Genomic DNA, 18,089 nt, shown 5'->3' with positions numbered 1-18,089 from the left:
ACCGGACAAGCGGCGGCCATTGCGCACCGATGGGGGATTCGTTGCGTGCGGGACGGACCGCACGACGATTCGTTGCGCGCCCCTCACACCCCAGCCATGGGCACCCTTACGCGCCCCTCCGCGCCACCAGCACACCCGCCGTCACGAGATACGGCACCGCGAAGACCGCGAACGCGACCCCGTGCGCGTGCCCCGCGCCGATCACGGCGTAGGCCGCGAAGACGGCGACCGTCGCCGTCTCGGTCCCCATGCTCGCGACGGACGTCAGCGTCGCCCGCCGCGCCCCCTCGATCCGGTCCTGCAACCGCGCGTCGGCGAGCACATTGACCAGCTGGAAGCCCCCGAAGGCGACGGCGACGAGCCCGATGCCGACCGGGGTGCCCAACAGCGCCCCCACGGCCAGCGCGACCGCCGAGCCCGCCAGCACCACCCCCAGCCCGGCCGTGCCCAGCCGCTCCCCCGCCCCGGTCAGCAGGCTGCCGATCGCCGGCCCCACCCAGATCAACAGCAGCAGATACGGCACCGTCTCCTCGGCCACCCCGGTCTCCCGGACCAGCAACGGCGTGTACTCGTCGAGCGCGCCCCAGACCGCCCCGACCGCCGGAACGAGCAGCATCGCGCCGCGCACGGAACGGTCCCGGCGGACCTCGGTGAGCCCCGCCCGCAGGGTGGAGAGGGTCGAGGCGTGCTTCGGCCCCGGCACCGCTTCCCGGTGTTCGGGGAACCGCGTGGCCGCCATCGAGGTCAGCACACAGACCAGGACGCTCGCCGCGCCCACGGCCGGGTATCCGCCGAGGTCGAGGACCGGTCCGGCCAGCGCCATCGCCGCCATCACGGCGACCATTCCGACCGCCTGGGCCCGACCGACGACCCGGGCGTACCGGTCGGCCGCGCCCAGCCGGTCGAGTTCGTCGTAGACCAGCGCTTCCAGCGCACCGGAACCGAGGGCGCCCCGCACACCCCACAGGACGAACCCGAGGGCGAAGGCCCAGTACGAGGGCACGATCAGCCACAGCGCGAAGCCGACGGCGGTCAGCAGCGGCCCCACCCACAGCAGCAGACGCCGGGAGACGGCGTCGGCCCAGGCGCCGGACGGCACCTCCAGCACGATCCCGGTGACGGACCACAGGGCGAACAGCGAGGAGATCTGCCAGAGCGACAGCCCGGTGTCGCTGAACAGCAGCGCGTACACCGGGTAGAGCAGCACGAAGTCGTCGAGGAACGCGTACCCGTACAGCGTGGCCGTGAGCCGCCGGACACCACTGGTCGCGACACCGGGCGCACGCGCAGGTGAGAGAGTCATGAGGCCTTCCCGAAGGAGCGAATCGGACGTCGTCGAAGCGGCGTCCGAGGCGGTCCTCGGGAGGCGCGGCGGGTGGATCAATGTCGCCAGGTCATGGCACCGATGTTAGCCGGGCCGCCCCGTCCGGCCCAGGGGGTTTTCGGGGATCACTCCCGGACCACGGGGTCCAGCGCGAACGTGGTGATCACCGCGGTGTGGTCCGACGGCCAGTCGGATCGGGACAAGGGACGCTCTTGCCGTGGGGGCGTCGGTTCCGTGGAGCGTCGGTTCCGTGGGCGTCAGGGCGGGAGCCCGGTTGTGGGGGGGGGCAGGGCGGCCGTGTCTCAGCGGGTGGGGCGCGCGGCGACGAGCACCGGCCGCGCGGGGAGGCTCACGGTCACGGTGAACCCGGCGCCGAGGGCCGCCGCATCGTGGGTGGGCAGGTCGGCCTTGACCTCGGTGCCGTCGGCGAGCCGAACGGTGAGGCGGGTGGCGGCGCCGAGGAACGCGGTGGCGACGACCCCGGCGTCACAGGGTGTCGTCCGGCCGCACGGTGACCGTCTCCGGCTGGACGGGACCACGGTCGAGGTGCCGACGAACTCGGCGGCGGAGGCGGTGGCCGGGCAGCCGTACAACTCGACGGGCGCGATCAGCCACGGCGAACCCCCACCCGGCGACGCACCGGCCGCTCCGAACGCTCAGGCGGGCGAGCCGGACGAGAACCTGCGCAGCAAGGGCGACAGCACCAGCACCGACTTCGTCCGCTCGACGAACGGCTCCCCCGCGATGCGCTCCAGCACCCGCTCGAAGTGCCGCATGTCCGAGGCGAAGACCTGCACCAGGGCATCGGCCTCGCCGGTGACGGTGGACGCGGCCACGACCTCCTGATACCGCTCCAGCCCCCGTTGGATCGTCTCCGGCGAGGTGTTGCGCCGGCAGTAGATCTCGACGAACCCCTCGGTCTCCCACCCGAGCGCGGCCGGGTCCACCCGGACGGTGAAGCCGGTGATCGCCCCGGTCGCCCGCAGCCGGTCCACCCGCCGCTTGACCGCGGGCGCGGAGAGTCCCACGAGTTGGCCGATGTCGGAGTAGGAGCGGCGGGCATCCTCGGCGAGGGCGTGCACGATGCGTTCGTCGAGATCGTTCAGCACTGCGGGTGGATCACTTCTCTGGAGTCGCGAGACGGGAACGGCGGTAACCGTAACTGAAGTAGAACACGAGCCCGGCGGCCATCCAGACCCCGAAGACGACCCAGGTCACGGTGTCGAGGCTGCCCATCATCCAGACGCAGAACGCCAGTCCCAGGGCGGGCAGCACCGGCGACAGCGGCACCCGGAAGGTCCTCGGCATGTCCGGCCGCGTCCGCCGCAGCACCACGACCGCCACGTTGACCAGCGCGAACGCGAACAAGGTACCGATGCTCGTGGCGTCGGCGAGCTGCCCGAGCGGGATCGCGGCGGCGAGGACACCGCAGAACAGCGAGACGATCACGGTGTTGACGCGCGGCGTGCCGGTCCTCGGGTGGACCCGCGAGAACACCTTGGGCACGAGCCCGTCGCGGGACATGGCGAACAGGATGCGGGTCTGCCCGTACAGCACGGTGAGCACCACACTGGCGATGGCGATGACGGCCCCGGCCGCCAGCAGCGTGCCCCAGAACGCGTCCCCGGTGACGTCCTTCATGATCCCGGCGAGCGCGGCCTCGGACTCGCCGAACCGCTCCCACGGCCGCGCCCCGATGGCGACGGCGGCGACCAGCACGTACAGCGCGGTGACGATGATCAGCGACAGCATGATCGCGCGCGGCAGGTCGCGCTGCGCGTCCTTCGCCTCCTCACCGGCGGTCGAGGCCGCGTCGAACCCGATGTACGAGAAGAAGAGGGTGGCCCCGGCCGCGCTGACGCCCGCCATGCCGAGCGGCATGAAGTTCTCGTAGTTGCCGGACCGGAAGCCCTGGAGGCCGATGAGGCAGAAGAGCAGCAGGGCGGCGATCTTCACCACGACCATGATCGTGTTGGCCCGGGCGGACTCCCGGGCCCCGCCCAGCAGGAACGCCATCGCGAGCAGCACGACGATCAGCGCGGGCAGGTTGAAGATCCCGCCGTCGCCGGGCGGCGCGGACAGCGCGGCCGGAATGGTCACGCCGAGGGTTCCGTCCAGCAGCTCGTTGAGGTACTCGCCCCAGCCCACGGCGACGGCCGACACCGACACCCCGTACTCCAGCACCAGACACCAGCCGCAGACCCACGCGACCAGCTCGCCCATCGTTGCGTACGCGTACGAGTACGAGGACCCGGAGACCGGGATGGTGCCGGCCAGCTCCGCGTACGACAGCGCGGAGAACAGCGCGGTGAGACCGGCGATCACGAAGGAGAGGGTGACGGCGGGACCGGCCTTGGGGACGGCCTCGCCGAGGACGACGAAGATGCCGGTGCCGAGCGTGGCACCGATGCTGATCATCGTCAGCTGCCACAGTCCGAGGGAGCGCCGCAGCGACCCTCCCTCGCCCTGGCCACCCTCCGCGACCAGGCGTTCCACGGGTTTGCGGCGCATCAGCCGCGCCCCGACGCCTCCGGACGGCGGGGCGGGCCGGTTCTCTCGCTGCGGGGGTGCGCCTTGGTCGAGCACGCGTGGCTCCTTCATCGCTGCCGGTCAGGGCGGGTGAGGACCGACAGCACCGGACAGCAGGGGGCCACCGAGCAGGAGGTCCCCGCCACGCCACGTACAGCGCCTGACCCTATGAGCCAGAGCTTCACGAGCGTAATGCGGCAACCTTGCGCGCCGACGCAAGATCGTTGCGTTACTCGCCGGTGCGCGGAGCTTCGTTGCACGCCGCCTCAAAGCCGTTGCGCGGCGTCGATGGAACCAGGGCCGCGCGGACCCGTGCGACCAGCGACGACGAGACCCGCACCCGCCGGAACCCGACGCGCCCCGAGCTCGAAGGCGTCCTAACTCCAGCTGGCGTGCAGCGGCTTGCCCTCGGCGTACCCGGCCGCGCTCTGGATCCCCACGACCGCCCGCTCCGCGAACTCCTCCAAGGACCCGGCCCCGGCGTACGTGCACGAGGACCGCACTCCCGCGATCACCGAGTCGATCAGGTCCTCGACGCCGGGCCGCGCCGGGTCCAGGAACATCCGCGACGTCGAGATGCCCTCCTCGAACAGCGCCTTGCGCGCCCGGTCGTAGGCCGACTCCTCGCTCGTACGGTTGCGGACCGCCCGCGCGGACGCCATTCCGAACGACTCCTTGTACAGCCGGCCGCCGGCGTCCTGCTGCAGGTCGCCCGGTGATTCGTACGTCCCCGCGAACCACGATCCGACCATGACGTTGGACGCGCCCGCGGCCAGCGCCATGGCGACGTCGCGGGGGTGGCGCACACCCCCGTCGGCCCACACGTGCTTCCCGTACTTCTTCGCCTCGGCCGCGCACTCCAGGACGGCGGAGAACTGCGGCCGTCCGACCCCGGTCATCATGCGGGTCGTGCACATCGCGCCCGGCCCGACACCGACCTTGACGATGTCCGCACCGGCCTCGATCAGGTCCCGTACGCCCTCGGCGGCGACGATGTTGCCGGCCACGATCGGCACCCGGGGGTCGAGGTCGCGCACCAGCTTGATCGCGTTGATCATCGATTCCTGGTGGCCGTGCGCGGTGTCGATGACGAGCGTGTCGACGCCGGCGTCGAGCAACTGCTGGGCCTTGCCCACGAAGTCACCGTTGATGCCGACGGCGGCGGCCACGCGCAGCTTGCCGTCGGCGTCGACGGCGGGGGTGTACAGCGTGGCGCGGAGCGCGCCCTTGCGGGTCAGGATGCCCGCGAGACGGCCGTCCTTGTCGACGGCGGGCGCGTACCGGCGGTTGGCCGTGTCGAGCCGGTTGAAGGCCTCCCGGGGATCGATGTCGGCGTCGAGGAGCAACAGGTCCCGGGACATGACGACTTCGAGCTGGGTGAAGCGGTCGACGCCGGTGAGATCCGCGTCGGTGACGACGCCGACGGGCCGCAGCGCCTCGTCGACGACGACGCCGGCGTTGTGCGCGCGCTTCGGCAGCAGGGCCAGCGCGTCGGCGACCGTCTGGTGGGGGTTCAGCACGATCGGGGTGTCGAGGACGAGGTGGCGGCTCTTCACCCAGGAGATGACGTCGGTGACGACCTCGATCGGGATGTCCTGCGGGATGACCACCAGCCCGCCGCGGCGGGCGACCGTCTCGGCCATCCGGCGGCCCGCGATGGCGGTCATGTTGGCGACGACGAGCGGGATGGTGGTGCCCGTGCCGTCCGGGGAGGCCAGGTCCACTCCCTGCCGCGATCCGACGGCGCTACGGCTCGGGACCATGAAGACGTCGTCGTACGTCAGGTCGTACGCGGGCTGGATGTCATTGAGGAAACGCACGTGCCGCACATCCCAGTCGATCAGAGGTGACCCCCTGACAGGACCGCCAGGGGGAAGAGCACGTACTTCATTGTCCCATGTCGGCGGGTACGAGCGGCCCCGACGGATCGTCCAGAGGGGCGGTGGGCTGCCTAGGAGGATCCTCCGAGAGCGAGCACGAAGGAGCGATCCATGAAGGGCCGGGCTTGTCGGTGACACCGCCGAACTCCAGCCGGATGTGCGCCCCGCCGCCCGCGGTCAGGGCCTCCAGGAGGGCGCCGTCGGTCGTTTCCGTACCGTCCCGATCGAGTGGCGCGGCCCCGAAGGGGCGCGGGGAATCGCGCGTCCAGCCATGACGAATCCGCGGCTCTCCCCCGACCCCGCTCCGCTCGACCACGCGCCCCCCGCCACCGGCGGAGCGCTACGGCCCGTCGGGGTCCGCCCGGTTGAGTGCCGGACGCGGCGTCTGCCCGGCCGTCAGCAGGTAGTCCGCCGCCGAGGTGTCCGTGACGAGGCTGGTGACCAGCCCCGAGCGCAGGACGGCGTCGATCGCGGCCGCCTTGCGCTGCCCGCCCGCGATCGCGACGACCTCGGGGATCCGGCGGAGCTGGTCGGCCTTGACGGTGATGCACCGTTCGCCGAGGTCGCGCCCGACCCGGCGGCCGTCGGCGTCGAAGAGGTGCGCCGACATCTCGGCGGCGACCCCGAGGGAGGCGTAGTGGCCGCGCTCCTCGTCGCTGAGCATGTCGTGCACCGTGGAGATGCCGGCCTCCCAGGAGCCGATGGAGACACAGGCGACGGTGACCTTGTCGAAGTACTCGAAGGCCCGCGCGATCCCGGTCTGGTGGCGCAGCGCGGCAGCCGTGGCCGCGTCCGGCAGCAGCATCGGCGCGTAGATGGGGTGGGCGTCGCCGCCCGACACCTGCGCGGCCCGCCGTACCGCCTCGACCGAGCCGCGCTCGGCGGTCCCGGCGTCGTACACCCCGGTCAGCTGCACCACCGTGCACGGCGGCAGCCGGTCGAGAGCCGCCGCCATGTGGATGGTGGAGCGGCCCCAGGCGAGGCCGAGCACATCGCCCTCGTTGACCAGTTCGCCGAGCAGGTCCGCGGCGACCTCGCCGAGGTTCTCCGGATCGGGCGACTCCTCGGCGTCGGCCGGGGACTCCACCACCACGGCGTGCCGCAGCCCGTACCGGGCCCGCAGCGCGTCGGAGCGCTCCGCGTCCAGTTCCGCGGGGACGCGGATCTCGATACGTACGAGATCCCGCTCGAGGGCGGTCTCCAGGACCCGGGCCACCTTGAAGCGGCTCACGCCGAACTCCTCGGCGATCTGGATCTTGGATTTGCCCTCGAGGTAGAAGCGGCGAGCCATGGCCGCCGCCTGTACCAGCTCAGCGGGTCCCATCCGCATAGCTGATCGGCCCGCCGACATACCCGACACGGCCATCTCCTCACTGCTCTTCACACATGGATACGCCGTTCATCCTTGCAGATCCGGCGTTTTCGATCAGCCCGAAGGAAAGCCGTTCACGTTTCCTTGGCCCTCTGGACGCACGACGTGCCCCGCCCGCCTCGGCGTTCACACGGCCGTACCGCCGTGATTCAGTGGCCGCAGGCCCAGCCGGCGGTCGCCGTCACGGCCTCCGCCCGCGCCCGCAGCGCCCGCACCGCCTCGGCCGGATCCTCCGCCCCGTACACCGCGGAACCGGCGACGAAGACGTCCGCGCCTGCCTCGGCACAGCGCTCGATGGTGGACTCGGCGACGCCGCCGTCGACCTGGAGCCACAGGTCGAGGCCGTGCTTGCTGATCAACTCGCGGGTCCGGCGGATCTTCGGGAGCATGATGTCGAGAAAGGCCTGGCCCCCGAAGCCCGGCTCGACCGTCATGATCAGCACCATGTCGAGCTCGGGCAGCAGGTCCTCGAACGGCTCGATCGGCGTCGCGGGCCTGAGCGCCATGGAGGCCCTGGCACCCTTGGCCCGGATCTCGCGGGCGAGCCGCACCGGTGCGGCGGCCGCCTCCGCGTGGAAGGTGACGGACCCGGCACCTGCTTCCACGTACTGGGGCGCCCACCGATCGGGGGCCTCGATCATCAGATGGCAGTCCAGCGGCGTCTCCGTCGCACGGGCCAGGGACTCTACGACCGGCACACCGAGCGTGAGGTTCGGGACGAAATGGTTGTCCATCACGTCTACATGGAGCCAGTCGGCTCCCTCGACCGCCTTCGCCTCGTCGGCGAGACGGGCGAAGTCGGCGGACAGGATGCTGGGGTTGATCTGCGCGGCCATGGGCCAAGACTGCCATGCCGTCCAGGGGTTGCGGGCATCGGTACCGCGTGGGGACGGTGGTATCCCGGCCGCGGGCCCTCGGTGGTCGCTCGCACAGTTCCCCGCGCCCCTCTCGGGGTGCGGCCCTGGAGGTGGGCATGACAGGCAAGCGGGGCATCGGGCATCTCGTCTGCGGGCGGCGCGCCAAGTGGGTCGTGCTGGGTCTGTGGCTGGTGGTGCTGTTCGTGGTGGCGCCGTTCGCCACGAAGCTCACCGACGCACAGGACAACGACGCCTCCTCGTGGCTGCCGGGCTCGGCGGAATCCACCCAGGTCCTGGAGATCTCCGAGGGGTTCCGGCCCGAGCAGATCCCGGCCGTGGTCGTCTACGCCCGGGAGAGCGGTCTGACCGCCGAGGACCGCGCGACGATCGAGGCGGACGTACGGGAGCTCAAACAGCTGACCGCCCACAAGATCATCGGTGAGCAGACCCGTGGTCCCGTCTACGACCGCGCCGTCGACCCGAGGGCCGCCCAGGTCTACGTGCCGATCACGATGGACGAGAAGGGCTGGGAGCGGATCGCACCCGCCGTGGACTCGATCCGGGACGACGTGGGCGAAGGCGGCGACGGGCTGGCCGTGCACATCACGGGTCCGGGCGGTACGTCCGCCGACTTCTCCGAGGCGTTCGAGGGCATCGACTCCACGCTGCTGCTGTCGGCGATGGCCGTCGTGATCGTGATGCTCCTGCTCACCTACCGCAGTCCGACCCTCATCCTGGTGCCGCTCCTCGCGGTCATCGCGGCCCTGTTCACGGCCCAGGCCCTGATCTATCTGCTGGCGGAACACGCCGGCTTGACCGTGAACGGCCAGAGCGCGGGCATCCTCACCGTCCTCGTGTTCGGCGCGGGCACCGACTACGCCCTGCTGCTCGTGGCCCGCTACCGCGAGGAACTGCGCCGTCACGAGGACCGCCACGAGGCGATGGCGCTCGCCCTGCACCGGGCGGGCCCGGCCGTGCTGGCGTCCGGCGCGACGGTCGTGCTGAGCATGCTGGTGCTGCTGGCCGCCGAGATGAACTCCACGAGCGGCCTGGGCCCGGTGGCGGCCATCGGCGTCGCGGTCGCGCTGGTCGCGATGATGACGCTGTTCCCCGCCCTGCTGGTGATCTTCGGCCGCTGGATCTTCTGGCCGGTGATCCCGCACCTCGGCAGCGCCGACCCGACCGAGCGTGGTGTGTGGGCCCGGATGGGCAACCGTTTCTCCCGCCGCCCCCGCACGGTCTGGGTGGCGACGGCGGCCGCCCTCGCGCTGTGCTCGCTCGGTCTGATCCAGCTGCGCGCGGAGGGCATCAGCAACGCCGACGCCTTCACCGGCAAACCGGACTCGATCGTCGGCCAGGAGGTCTCCGCGCGCTACTTCCCCGCGGGCAGCGGCGATCCTCTCGTGATCATCAGCAATCAGGAGCAGGCCCGGGAGGTGGGGCGGACCGTGGCCGACACGGAAGGGGTCGTGGCGGACTCGCTCGGCCTGCCGCCGGGCACGAAACCCGCCCACGAGGGCCGGGTCCTCTTCGAGGCGACGATGTCCGACCCCGCCGACAGCGAGGCGGCGAAGCAGACCGTGGAGCGGGTCCGGGACGCCGTGCACGCGGTGCCGGACGCCGACGCCCAGGTGGGCGGCGGTACGGCGGCCCTGCTGGACATGGACGAGGCGACCACCCACGACAACATCCTGATCATCCCGCTGGTGCTGCTCGTGGTCCTGCTGATCCTCTGTGCCCTGCTCCGCGCCCTGATCGCCCCGCTCCTGCTGATCGGGACGGTGATCCTGTCCTTCGCCGCCGCGCTGGGCATCAGCGCGCTCGCGTTCAGACACCTCTTCGACTACGCGGGCGAGTCGACCGACTTCCCCCTGTTCGTCTTCGTGTTCCTGGTCGCCCTGGGCATCGACTACAACATCTTCCTGACCACCCGTATCCGCGAGGAGGCCACCCACCAGGGCACCCGCAAGGCCGTGGTGACGGGTCTCGCGACGACCGGCGCGGTGATCACCTCTGCCGGTCTGGTCCTCGCCGGCACCTTCGCCGCCCTCGGCACGCTCCCCATGGTCGCCTTCGCCGAGATCGGCTTCGCGGTCGCCCTGGGCGTACTCCTGGACACCTTCGTCGTCCGCTCCGTGCTGGTCACGGCCCTGTTCCTCGACATCGGCCCGAAGGTGTGGTGGCCCCACCGGCTGGCCCGGGAGGACGGCGGCACACCACCGCCGCCCCCGAAGCAACCGGCGGGCAGCGCGGCGGGGCCGGAGGGCTGACGGGCGGAGGTTCTCGCGTCTCATGCCCGGTGCCGAGTCCTGACCTCCGCGGCGTGTGGCGGATGCCGGCCGGCGAGTTCGGTCGTGGCCGCCAGACACCTATCCGTGACTGCCGGAGTTGCCGAGAGCCCGCCGGCCCCTCACTTCTTCGGCTGCTGACCGTCTCGCAGTCCCTCGAACACAACCAAAGAGCCATCCCGCTCGAACCGCAGTACACGGGATCGGGGAGCTTCCTGGGCCGAGTCCGGCCCAGGGTGAAGCTCTCCGTAGCGCTGATGGTAAAGATCGACCGCTTCGCGGAGCGGGCATCCTTGTGCCTCACGAATCGCCTCGACTGCGAGGATGGTGCGCCCCTCCAGAATGTCGCGATCTACGCTCTCCGGCAGTTCTGCCACACATCCTCCCCGGTCCGGCATGGCAGTAGAGCAACCGCGGCTCCTCCGGTCAACTGACTTGCGCAGCCGACCATGCCAAGCCCTCGGCCGTGCCCGCCGCGTGCCCGTCTGACGGGTGCGCCGCGGGGTCGGACACACCGGCCACCAAAATGAGAGACGGGCACGATGTCGCGAACGTACAAACGGGGTTGAGCGTCAGGCGACCCGGCGGATGAGGGCCAGATACATGGCGTCCGTCCCGTGCAGATGCGGCCACAGTTGGACGTCGGGCCCCTCGCCGAGCGCCGGTACGCCCTCCAGCAGGGGCCGCGCGTCGATCAGGTCGGCCGCGCCGTCGTACTGCTTCAGCACGTCGTCGACGACCGCGCGGGTCTCGGCGAGATGCGGCGAGCACGTGGCGTAGCCGACGACTCCCCCGACCCGCACGGACTCCAGCGCGGTCCGCAGCAGGGCCCGCTGGAGCGGGCCGAACCCGTCCAGGTCCTCGGGCCGCCGCCGCCAGCGGGCCTCGGGCCGCCGCCGCAGGGCACCCAGCCCCGTACAGGGCACGTCCATCAGCACCCGGTCGAACGTCCCCGGACGCCAGGGCGGGCGGGTCCCGTCGGCGGTGATCACCTGGTAGGGCCCCGGATTGCCGTCCAGCGCCTTGGCGACGAGCCCGGCCCGGTGCGGCTGCTTCTCGGAGGCGAGCAGCACGGCCCCGCGCTCGGCGGCGAGGGCGGCGAGCAGCGCGGCCTTGCCGCCGGGCCCGGCGCACCCGTCGAGCCACGCCTTGTCGGGACCCTCCAGCGGGGCGTGGGCGAGGGCGAGCGCCACCAGCTGGCTGCCCTCGTCCTGCACCCCCGCGCGTCCCTCCCGTACGGCGTCCACGGCACCCGGCTCCCCACCCTCGGAGAGCCGCACGGCGTACGGCGACCAGCGCCCCGCCACCGCGGCCTCCTCCCGGAGGAGTTCCTCGGCGGTGGATCGTCCGGGCCGGGCGACCAGGGTGACCTCGGGCCGCTCGTTGTCGGCCTCCAACAGATCCTCGATCCCGGCGCGCCCGCCGCCGAGGGAGTCCCACAGTGCGGAGACGACCCAGCGGGGATGCGAGTGCACGACCGCGAGATGGTCCTCCGGGTCGTCCTCGTAGGGCGGCGCGACCCGCTCCAGCCAGCCGTCGAGGTCGTGCCGCGCGACCTTGCGCAGCACGGCGTTCACGAACTTGGCCCGCCCGTCACCGAGCACGACGCGCGCGAGTTCGACGGAGGCGGACACGGCGGCGTGCGTCGGGATCCGGGTGCCCAGCAGCTGGTGCACACCGAGGCTCAGCACATCGAGCACCGGCGGGTCGACCTCGCGCAACGGCCGGTCCACGCACTCCGCGATGACGGCGTCGTACGTCCCCTGGCGCCGCAGCGTGCCGTACACCAGCTCGGTCGCCAGCGCCGCGTCCCGCCCGTCGAACTTGTCGGGCCCCTCCTTCTCCCGCGCCCGGCGCAGCAGCGGCGGCAGAACGAGGTTCGCGTACGCGTCCCGTTCGTCCACGGCCCGGAGCGCCTCGAAGGCGAGCATACGGACGGGGTCCTTCTGGGGACGGCGGTACGGTTTGCCCGGCTTACGCGGACGGGACTGCTCACTCACGAAAAAGGTGCTCCGGATACGGGATGAGATACCACGGCCAGGGTACGCCGCGGGCGCGGACCACCGGGCGCCGGCCGTGTGGACCTACGGGCAGGGTGGCGAGGGGGTCGGAACGGGGTGGTTCAGTCTCCGACCGACTCGCCGGACTCGATCCGTACCCCGCGCGCCCAGTCGGCGGCCCGCATCGGCTTCTTGCCCTGTGCCTGCACCCAGAGCAGTTCCACGGCGTACGACCCGGTCCCGACGTACACGTGGTTCTTGCCGGCTTCGAGCGCGCCCGGCGCCAGTTCGGTCCGCTCGGGCACCGGCACGACCTGGACGAGCTTCAGCCGCTCCCCGCGGAACGTCGTCCACGCGCCCGGCGCGGGCGTGCAGCCGCGCACGACCCGGTCGACGCGCAGCGCGGGCGTGGCCCAGTCGATCCGGGCGTCCTCCACGGTGATCTTCGGCGCGAGCGTGATCCCGTCGACGGGCTGGGGCACGGCCTTCAGGGTCCCGTCCTCGATCCCGTCCATCGTGGCGGCGAGCAGCCCGGAGCCGGCGAAGGCGAGCCGGGTCAGCAGATCCCCGCTGGTGTCGGTCTGCCGGATCTCCTCGGTGACCGTCCCGTACACCGGCCCGGAGTCGAGCCCCTCCTCGATGAGGAAGGTGGACGCCCCCGTGATCTCGTCCCCGGCCATGATCGAGTGCTGTACCGGAGCGGCGCCCCGCCAGGCGGGCAGCAGGGAGAAGTGCAGGTTGACCCAGCCGTGGACGGGCACGTCGAGGGCGACCCGGGGCAGCAGGGCCCCGTAGGCGACGACGGGACAGCAGTCGGGCGCGATCTCCCGGAGCCGCGCGAGAAACGCCTCGTCCCGGGGCCGGTGGGGCTTCAGCACCTCGATGCCGGCCTCCTCCGCCCGCTGCGCCACCGGGCTCGCGACCAGGTGCCGCCCCCGCCCCGCCGGCGCGTCCGGCCGCGTCACGACCGCGGCCACCTCATGCCTCCCCGACGCGATCAACGCGTCCAACGCGGGAACAGCGACCTCTGGGGTACCGGCGAAGACAAGCTTCATGGATGTCTGACGGCCTCTCGGACGGAAGTTCGTACGCCCCCACGCGACAACGAGGGACAACGCCCCAGTCTATGGTCCGCACTCCACACGAGCGCCCCGCCCGCCCCCTCCGGCGCCCACGGCCGCCGACGACGAAACAGCCCCACGGCCCAGTGGCAGCAGGGGCGCACCCCGACCCACGCGCCCCACGCATATGCCCCCGCGCCCCCAGCCCGTTACCAGCGGAGCGAATTCGCGTTGGTCAAGAAAGAGTTGACCGATACGCGCCGCAATCGCGGCACCTCCCCTTTTTCAACGCCGGTTCGAGAGGCTTGTTCATGGCCGACCACGCAACCCACGACGCCCAGGCTCGGGCCAGCCTGCACTTGCTGGTGCGGGACATCGAGCGGGTCCGCCGGCAGGTGGACGCACTGCGCACCCTCACCGCCCAGTTGGGCAACGTCTACCGCCCGCGCCGCTCCGGCCCCTCCACGGGCTTCGTCGTCTACGGACGCGCCCCCGCCCCGACCGTCCGCCTCGCCCAGGAGCTGCGGGACAGTGTCGAGACCCTGGTCACGGCAGCCGTGGACTTCGACCGCTCGCTCGGTTTCTCCTGGGACGCGGTGGGCTCGGCCCTCGGTGTCACCAAGCAGGCCGTGCACCGCCGTTACGGCGCCCGCCGCGCCGCCGCACAGGCCGCCGCGGAAGCGGAGCGCACGGGGGATCCCCAGAGCACTCGCACCGTCAATGTCGGCTCCGGCATTCCCACGGTCCCGGCCGCCCGCTCCATGCCCGCCCCCCTGCCCGCCCCGGTGCCCGCGCACATGCCGACCCAGCCGACCTCGGGCAGCCCGACCCTCCGCGACGACGTGAGACCCACGGCCTTCCCCGGCCCTCGCAACGGCTGAACCGCCCGAACACGTCTGCCTCCCGGTCCCCGACCGGGAGGCAGACCTCTGCCGGGAGCTGCCCCGCCCGCATCGCTCACCCGATGTCCAACGGATCCATCCGGATCCGCACGCGAGCCCCCTCAGGCACCCCGCGCGCCATCCGCGCCGCCTGCGCCCTCTTCAACGCACCGGCCAGCGCCGCCCCACTGCCCGGCGGCACCCGGATCAGCGCACGCTCCCACTGTTCCGCCGTCGCCGGCGCGGCGGGCCGCCGAGCTCTTCCCCCACCCGCCGCAGGACCGGCGCCGGAACCGGGTCCCGTCGGCCCGGCCACGGGCACGGGACCCAACACCTCGGCGTCCGGCGGCAGTTCGACCGCGGCCAGGAAATCGACCACGGCCTCGACCGGCCCCGACACGGCGGCCATCCGCGACACCGGGGGAAAGCCCAACTCGGCCCGTTCGGCGAGTTCCCGCACCGCGTGCCCCACGGGATCCCACCGCACGAGCGCCTGCACGGGCCGTAGGGTCGGCTCCGCGACCACCACAACCGTGCCGCCGACCCCTTGGCTGCGCACCAGCGCCGCGGCGCCGATCCACCGCCGCAGCGCGTCCTCCCCGGCCCGCAGATCGGGCCGCCCGAGCATGGCCCAGCCGTCGAGCAACAGGGCCGCCGCGTACCCGCCCTCCGCGACCGGTTCGGCCCCTGGCGTACTCACGACCAGCGCGGGTGTGCCCGGCACGGTGTCGAGCACCTGCTCCCGGCCGGAGGTCCGCACGGGCACGGCGGGAAAGGCCCGCCCCAGTTCCTCGGCGGTCCGCCGCGCCCCCACGACCTGAGCCCGCAGCCGCCGGCCCCCGCACTCGGGGCAGTGCCAGCCGCCCTCCTCACGCCCGCACCATCCGCACCGCAGCGCTCCGGTGCCGTCGCGCGCCTCCAGGGGTCCCGCGCAGTGCCGGCACCGCGCGGGTTCACGGCACCGCGCGCAGGCCATCCGCGGCACGTACCCGCGCCGGGGCACCTGCACGAGCACGGGCCCGTCCCGCAACCCGTCCCGCGCGACCTGCCAGGCGAGGCTCGGCAGCCGCGCCGCCCGAGCCGCCTCGTCCCGCGCGAGATCCGCGTCCCCCACCGTCCGCACCAGCGGCGCGGCGGCCCGTACCTGCTCCCGCCCGGCCACGATCGGCGCGGCCCAGCCACTCTCGACGAGCTGGGCCGCCTCGACCGTGCAGGTCCAACCACCCAGCAGGAAGCCGCACTTGTCCCTGGAGGCCCGTAGCTCCAGCACCTCACGCACATGGGGAAAGGGGGCGTTGTCATCACTGTGACTCGCGTCGCCGTCGTCCCAGACGACGACCAACCCGAGATCCCGGACCGGCGCGAACATGGCCGCCCGGGTCCCCACCACGGCCCGTACGGCCCCCCGCCGCACGGCCAGCCACTCCCGGTACCGCTTCTCCTGCCCCGCGTCGGCGGTCAGCAGCGCGTGCCGCCCCTCCCCCAGCAACTGCCCGAGCGCCTCGTCGACCCGCGCGGCGGGCCGCCCGGCCGGTACGACGACGAGCGCCCCGCGCCCCGACGCCAGCGTCGCCTGCACGGCCCGTGCGATCTCCTCGGCCCACTCCGGCCCCGGCAACGCGGTCCACACGGCCCGAGGCGCGCCCCCGGCGGCCAGCGCCCGCAGAAACTCCTCCCCGCGCCCGTACCGCAGCCACGACCCCGGCTCCGGCGCGACGGGCGGGGGCGCGGGCTCACCCGTCCGGGCCGCCTCCGCCCGGCCGTGCCGGGGCGGAACGGCCAACTGCAGCACATCGGCGAGACTTCCCGCGTACCGGTCAGCCACGGCCCGCGCCAGCCCCAACAGCTCGGGTCCCAGCACCCGTTCCGGGGAGACGACCTGCGCGAGCGCGGCCAGGGGACCGGAGTAGTCCGACTCGGCTACCCGCTCGACGAGGAACCCGTCGATCAGCGAGCCGCCCTCGCGCCGCCCGTCGCGAACGTTCCGCCCCCCGGCACCGAACCGCACCCGCACCCGCACCCCCGGCTGGGCGACCGCGTCCAACTCCTCCGGCACCGCGTAGTCGAAGTACCGGTCGAGATGCAGCACACCCTTGTCGACCAGCACCCGAGCGACCGGCAGCTCCTTGGCCAGCGCCGCCCCCCGCCAGGTCCGCGGCTTCGCGCGCGGCACCTTGGCCTTCCGCACAGCCTCGCGAACAAGAGCCAGCTGCTCCGGCTCCCCGTCCCCCGCCGCGCCCCCGCCCCTCGTCCCATCCTCGCTGCTCACACCCCCATCCTCCCAAACCCCACTGACAGCCGACGCCGCCCGAGATCACGGCAGGAGCGGGCCGGCGGGGGCACACCCGGCGGCCCGGCGGTCACGGGTTGAGGAACGCGACGAGGCCCGGCATCCCCTCGGGGATGCCGGGCCTCGTCCAGAGCCGGAGAGACGGTGAGCCAGGAGGCTCAGAGGCCCGCGGCCTTGCGCAGTTCCTCGACGCGGTCCGTGCGCTCCCAGGTGAACTCGGGGAGCTCGCGGCCGAAGTGACCGTACGCGGCGGTCTGGCCGTAGATCGGGCGCAGCAGGTCGAGGTCACGGATGATGGCGGCCGGACGGAGGTCGAAGACCTCGTCGATGGCCTTCTCGATCCGGTCGGTGTCGACCTTGGCGGTGCCGAAGGTCTCGACGAAGAGACCGACGGGCTCGGCCTTGCCGATCGCGTACGCCACCTGGACCTCGCAGCGGGAGGCGAGGCCCGCCGCGACGACGTTCTTGGCGACCCAGCGCATCGCGTACGCCGCCGAGCGGTCGACCTTGGACGGGTCCTTGCCGGAGAAGGCGCCGCCGCCGTGGCGGGCCATGCCGCCGTACGTGTCGATGATGATCTTGCGGCCGGTGAGGCCGGCGTCGCCCATCGGGCCGCCGATCTCGAAGCGGCCGGTCGGGTTGACCAGCAGGCGGTAGCCCTCGGTGTCCAGCTTGATGCCGTCGTCCAGGAGGGCCTTCAGCTCCGGCTCCACCACGAACTCGCGGATGTCCGGGGCGAGGAGGGACTCCAGGTCGATGTCACTGGCGTGCTGCGAGGAGACGACGACCGTGTCCAGACGGACCGCCTTGTCACCGTCGTACTCGATGGTGACCTGGGTCTTGCCGTCGGGACGGAGGTAGGGGATGGTGCCGTTCTTGCGGACCTCGGAGAGGCGCTTCGACAGGCGGTGCGCCAGGAAGATCGGCAGCGGCATCAGCGTCGGCGTCTCGTCCGACGCGTAGCCGAACATCAGGCCCTGGTCGCCCGCACCCTGCTTGTCCAGCTCGTCCTCATCGCCCTCGACCCGCGACTCGTACGCCGTGTCCACACCCTGCGCGATGTCCGGGGACTGCGCTCCGATCGACACCGAGACACCGCAGGAAGCACCGTCGAAGCCCTTCTTCGACGAGTCGTAGCCGATGTCCAGGATGGTGTCGCGCACCAGCTGGGCGATCGGCGCGTACGCCTTGGTCGTGACCTCGCCGGCCACGTGCACCAGGCCGGTCGTGATGAGCGTCTCCACTGCGACACGGGACGTGGGGTCCTCGCGCAGGAGCGCATCGAGAATGGCATCGCTGATCTGGTCAGCGATCTTGTCGGGGTGACCCTCGGTCACTGACTCCGAGGTGAACAGACGACGGGACACAACGCTCCCTGGGGTTGCAGCGGCTGCTGGCTGATCATGGGCGGACGTGCTCGGGGGCTGCGCCCGGCGTCGTCCGAGAACAGTTTATCGGTCGGGCTCGGCCACCGGCCCACCTGTCTCGCCTCTCGGGAGCCCTGTGACCTGCGGCACGTGCATTCTGCCCAATGGTCGTCGCTGTCCGCCAGGGTCGCCACGCCCGAATGTGCGTGGTTCGAGTGAGGCCTGACGCGAATACCACTG

The 18,089-nt window shown here is 72.3% G+C and carries 13 protein-coding genes and 1 pseudogene; 2 read left to right on the top strand and 12 right to left on the bottom strand.

Annotated features, from left to right (window positions below):
* Nucleotides 1-106: 106 nt before the first annotated feature.
* From RM704_RS33980 to rpe, 7 genes and pseudogenes are all read right to left on the bottom strand, one after another.
* Nucleotides 107-1,303, bottom strand: coding sequence for an MFS transporter (locus tag RM704_RS33980; RefSeq protein WP_033532543.1), 1,197 nt, complete (start codon nucleotides 1,301-1,303; stop codon nucleotides 107-109).
* Nucleotides 1,304-1,626: 323 nt separating this feature from the next.
* Nucleotides 1,627-1,812 (bottom strand): annotated as a pseudogene (locus RM704_RS45655) (TOBE domain-containing protein); the annotation flags it as partial.
* Between the two features lie 168 nt (nucleotides 1,813-1,980).
* Nucleotides 1,981-2,433, bottom strand: a complete 453-nt coding sequence (locus RM704_RS33970; RefSeq protein WP_033532545.1) for an Lrp/AsnC family transcriptional regulator — start codon at nucleotides 2,431-2,433, stop codon at nucleotides 1,981-1,983.
* Between the two features lie 10 nt (nucleotides 2,434-2,443).
* Nucleotides 2,444-3,910, bottom strand: coding sequence for an amino acid permease (locus tag RM704_RS33965; RefSeq protein ID WP_033532546.1), 1,467 nt, complete (start codon nucleotides 3,908-3,910; stop codon nucleotides 2,444-2,446).
* 320 nt (nucleotides 3,911-4,230) lie between these two features.
* Nucleotides 4,231-5,673, bottom strand: a complete 1,443-nt coding sequence (locus RM704_RS33960; RefSeq protein ID WP_033532652.1) for a GuaB1 family IMP dehydrogenase-related protein — start codon at nucleotides 5,671-5,673, stop codon at nucleotides 4,231-4,233.
* Between the two features lie 400 nt (nucleotides 5,674-6,073).
* Nucleotides 6,074-7,117: a sugar-binding transcriptional regulator gene (locus RM704_RS33955; RefSeq protein WP_033532547.1), complete on the bottom strand. Its 1,044-nt coding sequence runs from the start codon at nucleotides 7,115-7,117 to the stop codon at nucleotides 6,074-6,076.
* A 137-nt stretch (nucleotides 7,118-7,254) separates the two neighbouring features.
* A complete protein-coding gene (gene rpe, locus RM704_RS33950; RefSeq protein ID WP_033532548.1) occupies nucleotides 7,255-7,941 on the bottom strand; it encodes a ribulose-phosphate 3-epimerase in 687 nt (228 codons plus the stop codon).
* 137 nt (nucleotides 7,942-8,078) lie between these two features.
* Here rpe and RM704_RS33945 point away from each other — a divergent pair, with 137 nt between their 5' ends.
* Nucleotides 8,079-10,232, top strand: coding sequence for an MMPL family transporter (locus RM704_RS33945; RefSeq protein WP_033532549.1), 2,154 nt, complete (start codon nucleotides 8,079-8,081; stop codon nucleotides 10,230-10,232).
* A gap of 140 nt (nucleotides 10,233-10,372) precedes the next feature.
* Here the strand turns inward: RM704_RS33945 and RM704_RS33940 are convergent, their stop codons facing one another.
* The 3 genes from RM704_RS33940 to fmt all read right to left on the bottom strand — a co-directional run bounded on the left by RM704_RS33940 (nucleotide 10,373) and on the right by fmt (nucleotide 13,305).
* Nucleotides 10,373-10,627, bottom strand: a complete 255-nt coding sequence (locus RM704_RS33940; protein ID WP_157856845.1) for a hypothetical protein — start codon at nucleotides 10,625-10,627, stop codon at nucleotides 10,373-10,375.
* A 195-nt stretch (nucleotides 10,628-10,822) separates the two neighbouring features.
* Nucleotides 10,823-12,250, bottom strand: a complete 1,428-nt coding sequence (locus tag RM704_RS33935) for an RsmB/NOP family class I SAM-dependent RNA methyltransferase (RefSeq protein WP_033532550.1) — start codon at nucleotides 12,248-12,250, stop codon at nucleotides 10,823-10,825.
* A gap of 122 nt (nucleotides 12,251-12,372) precedes the next feature.
* Entirely contained in the window at nucleotides 12,373-13,305 is a 933-nt protein-coding gene (gene fmt, locus RM704_RS33930; RefSeq protein WP_033532551.1) for a methionyl-tRNA formyltransferase, read from the bottom strand.
* Nucleotides 13,306-13,622: 317 nt separating this feature from the next.
* Between fmt and RM704_RS33925 the strand changes: the two genes are divergently transcribed.
* Nucleotides 13,623-14,192 carry a hypothetical protein gene (locus RM704_RS33925; RefSeq protein ID WP_033532552.1) on the top strand — a complete coding sequence of 190 codons (570 nt, stop codon included), beginning with the start codon at nucleotides 13,623-13,625 and terminating at the stop codon, nucleotides 14,190-14,192.
* 76 nt (nucleotides 14,193-14,268) lie between these two features.
* On the opposite strand, the gene RM704_RS33920 is transcribed toward RM704_RS33925, so the two are convergent.
* Together RM704_RS33920 and metK are read right to left on the bottom strand one after the other, a co-directional pair.
* The gene (locus tag RM704_RS33920; protein ID WP_033532553.1) at nucleotides 14,269-16,461 is read right to left on the bottom strand and encodes a primosomal protein N'; all 2,193 of its coding nucleotides are present in this window, start codon (nucleotides 16,459-16,461) and stop codon (nucleotides 14,269-14,271) included.
* A gap of 179 nt (nucleotides 16,462-16,640) precedes the next feature.
* The gene (metK, locus tag RM704_RS33915; RefSeq protein ID WP_033532554.1) at nucleotides 16,641-17,849 is read right to left on the bottom strand and encodes a methionine adenosyltransferase; all 1,209 of its coding nucleotides are present in this window, start codon (nucleotides 17,847-17,849) and stop codon (nucleotides 16,641-16,643) included.
* Nucleotides 17,850-18,089: the final 240 nt, after the last annotated feature.

It is taken from the genome of Streptomyces gottesmaniae (assembly GCF_031845845.1).
Lineage (GTDB): Bacteria > Actinomycetota > Actinomycetes > Streptomycetales > Streptomycetaceae > Streptomyces > Streptomyces akebiae.
This window is presented reverse-complemented; position numbering and strand designations above follow the sequence as displayed.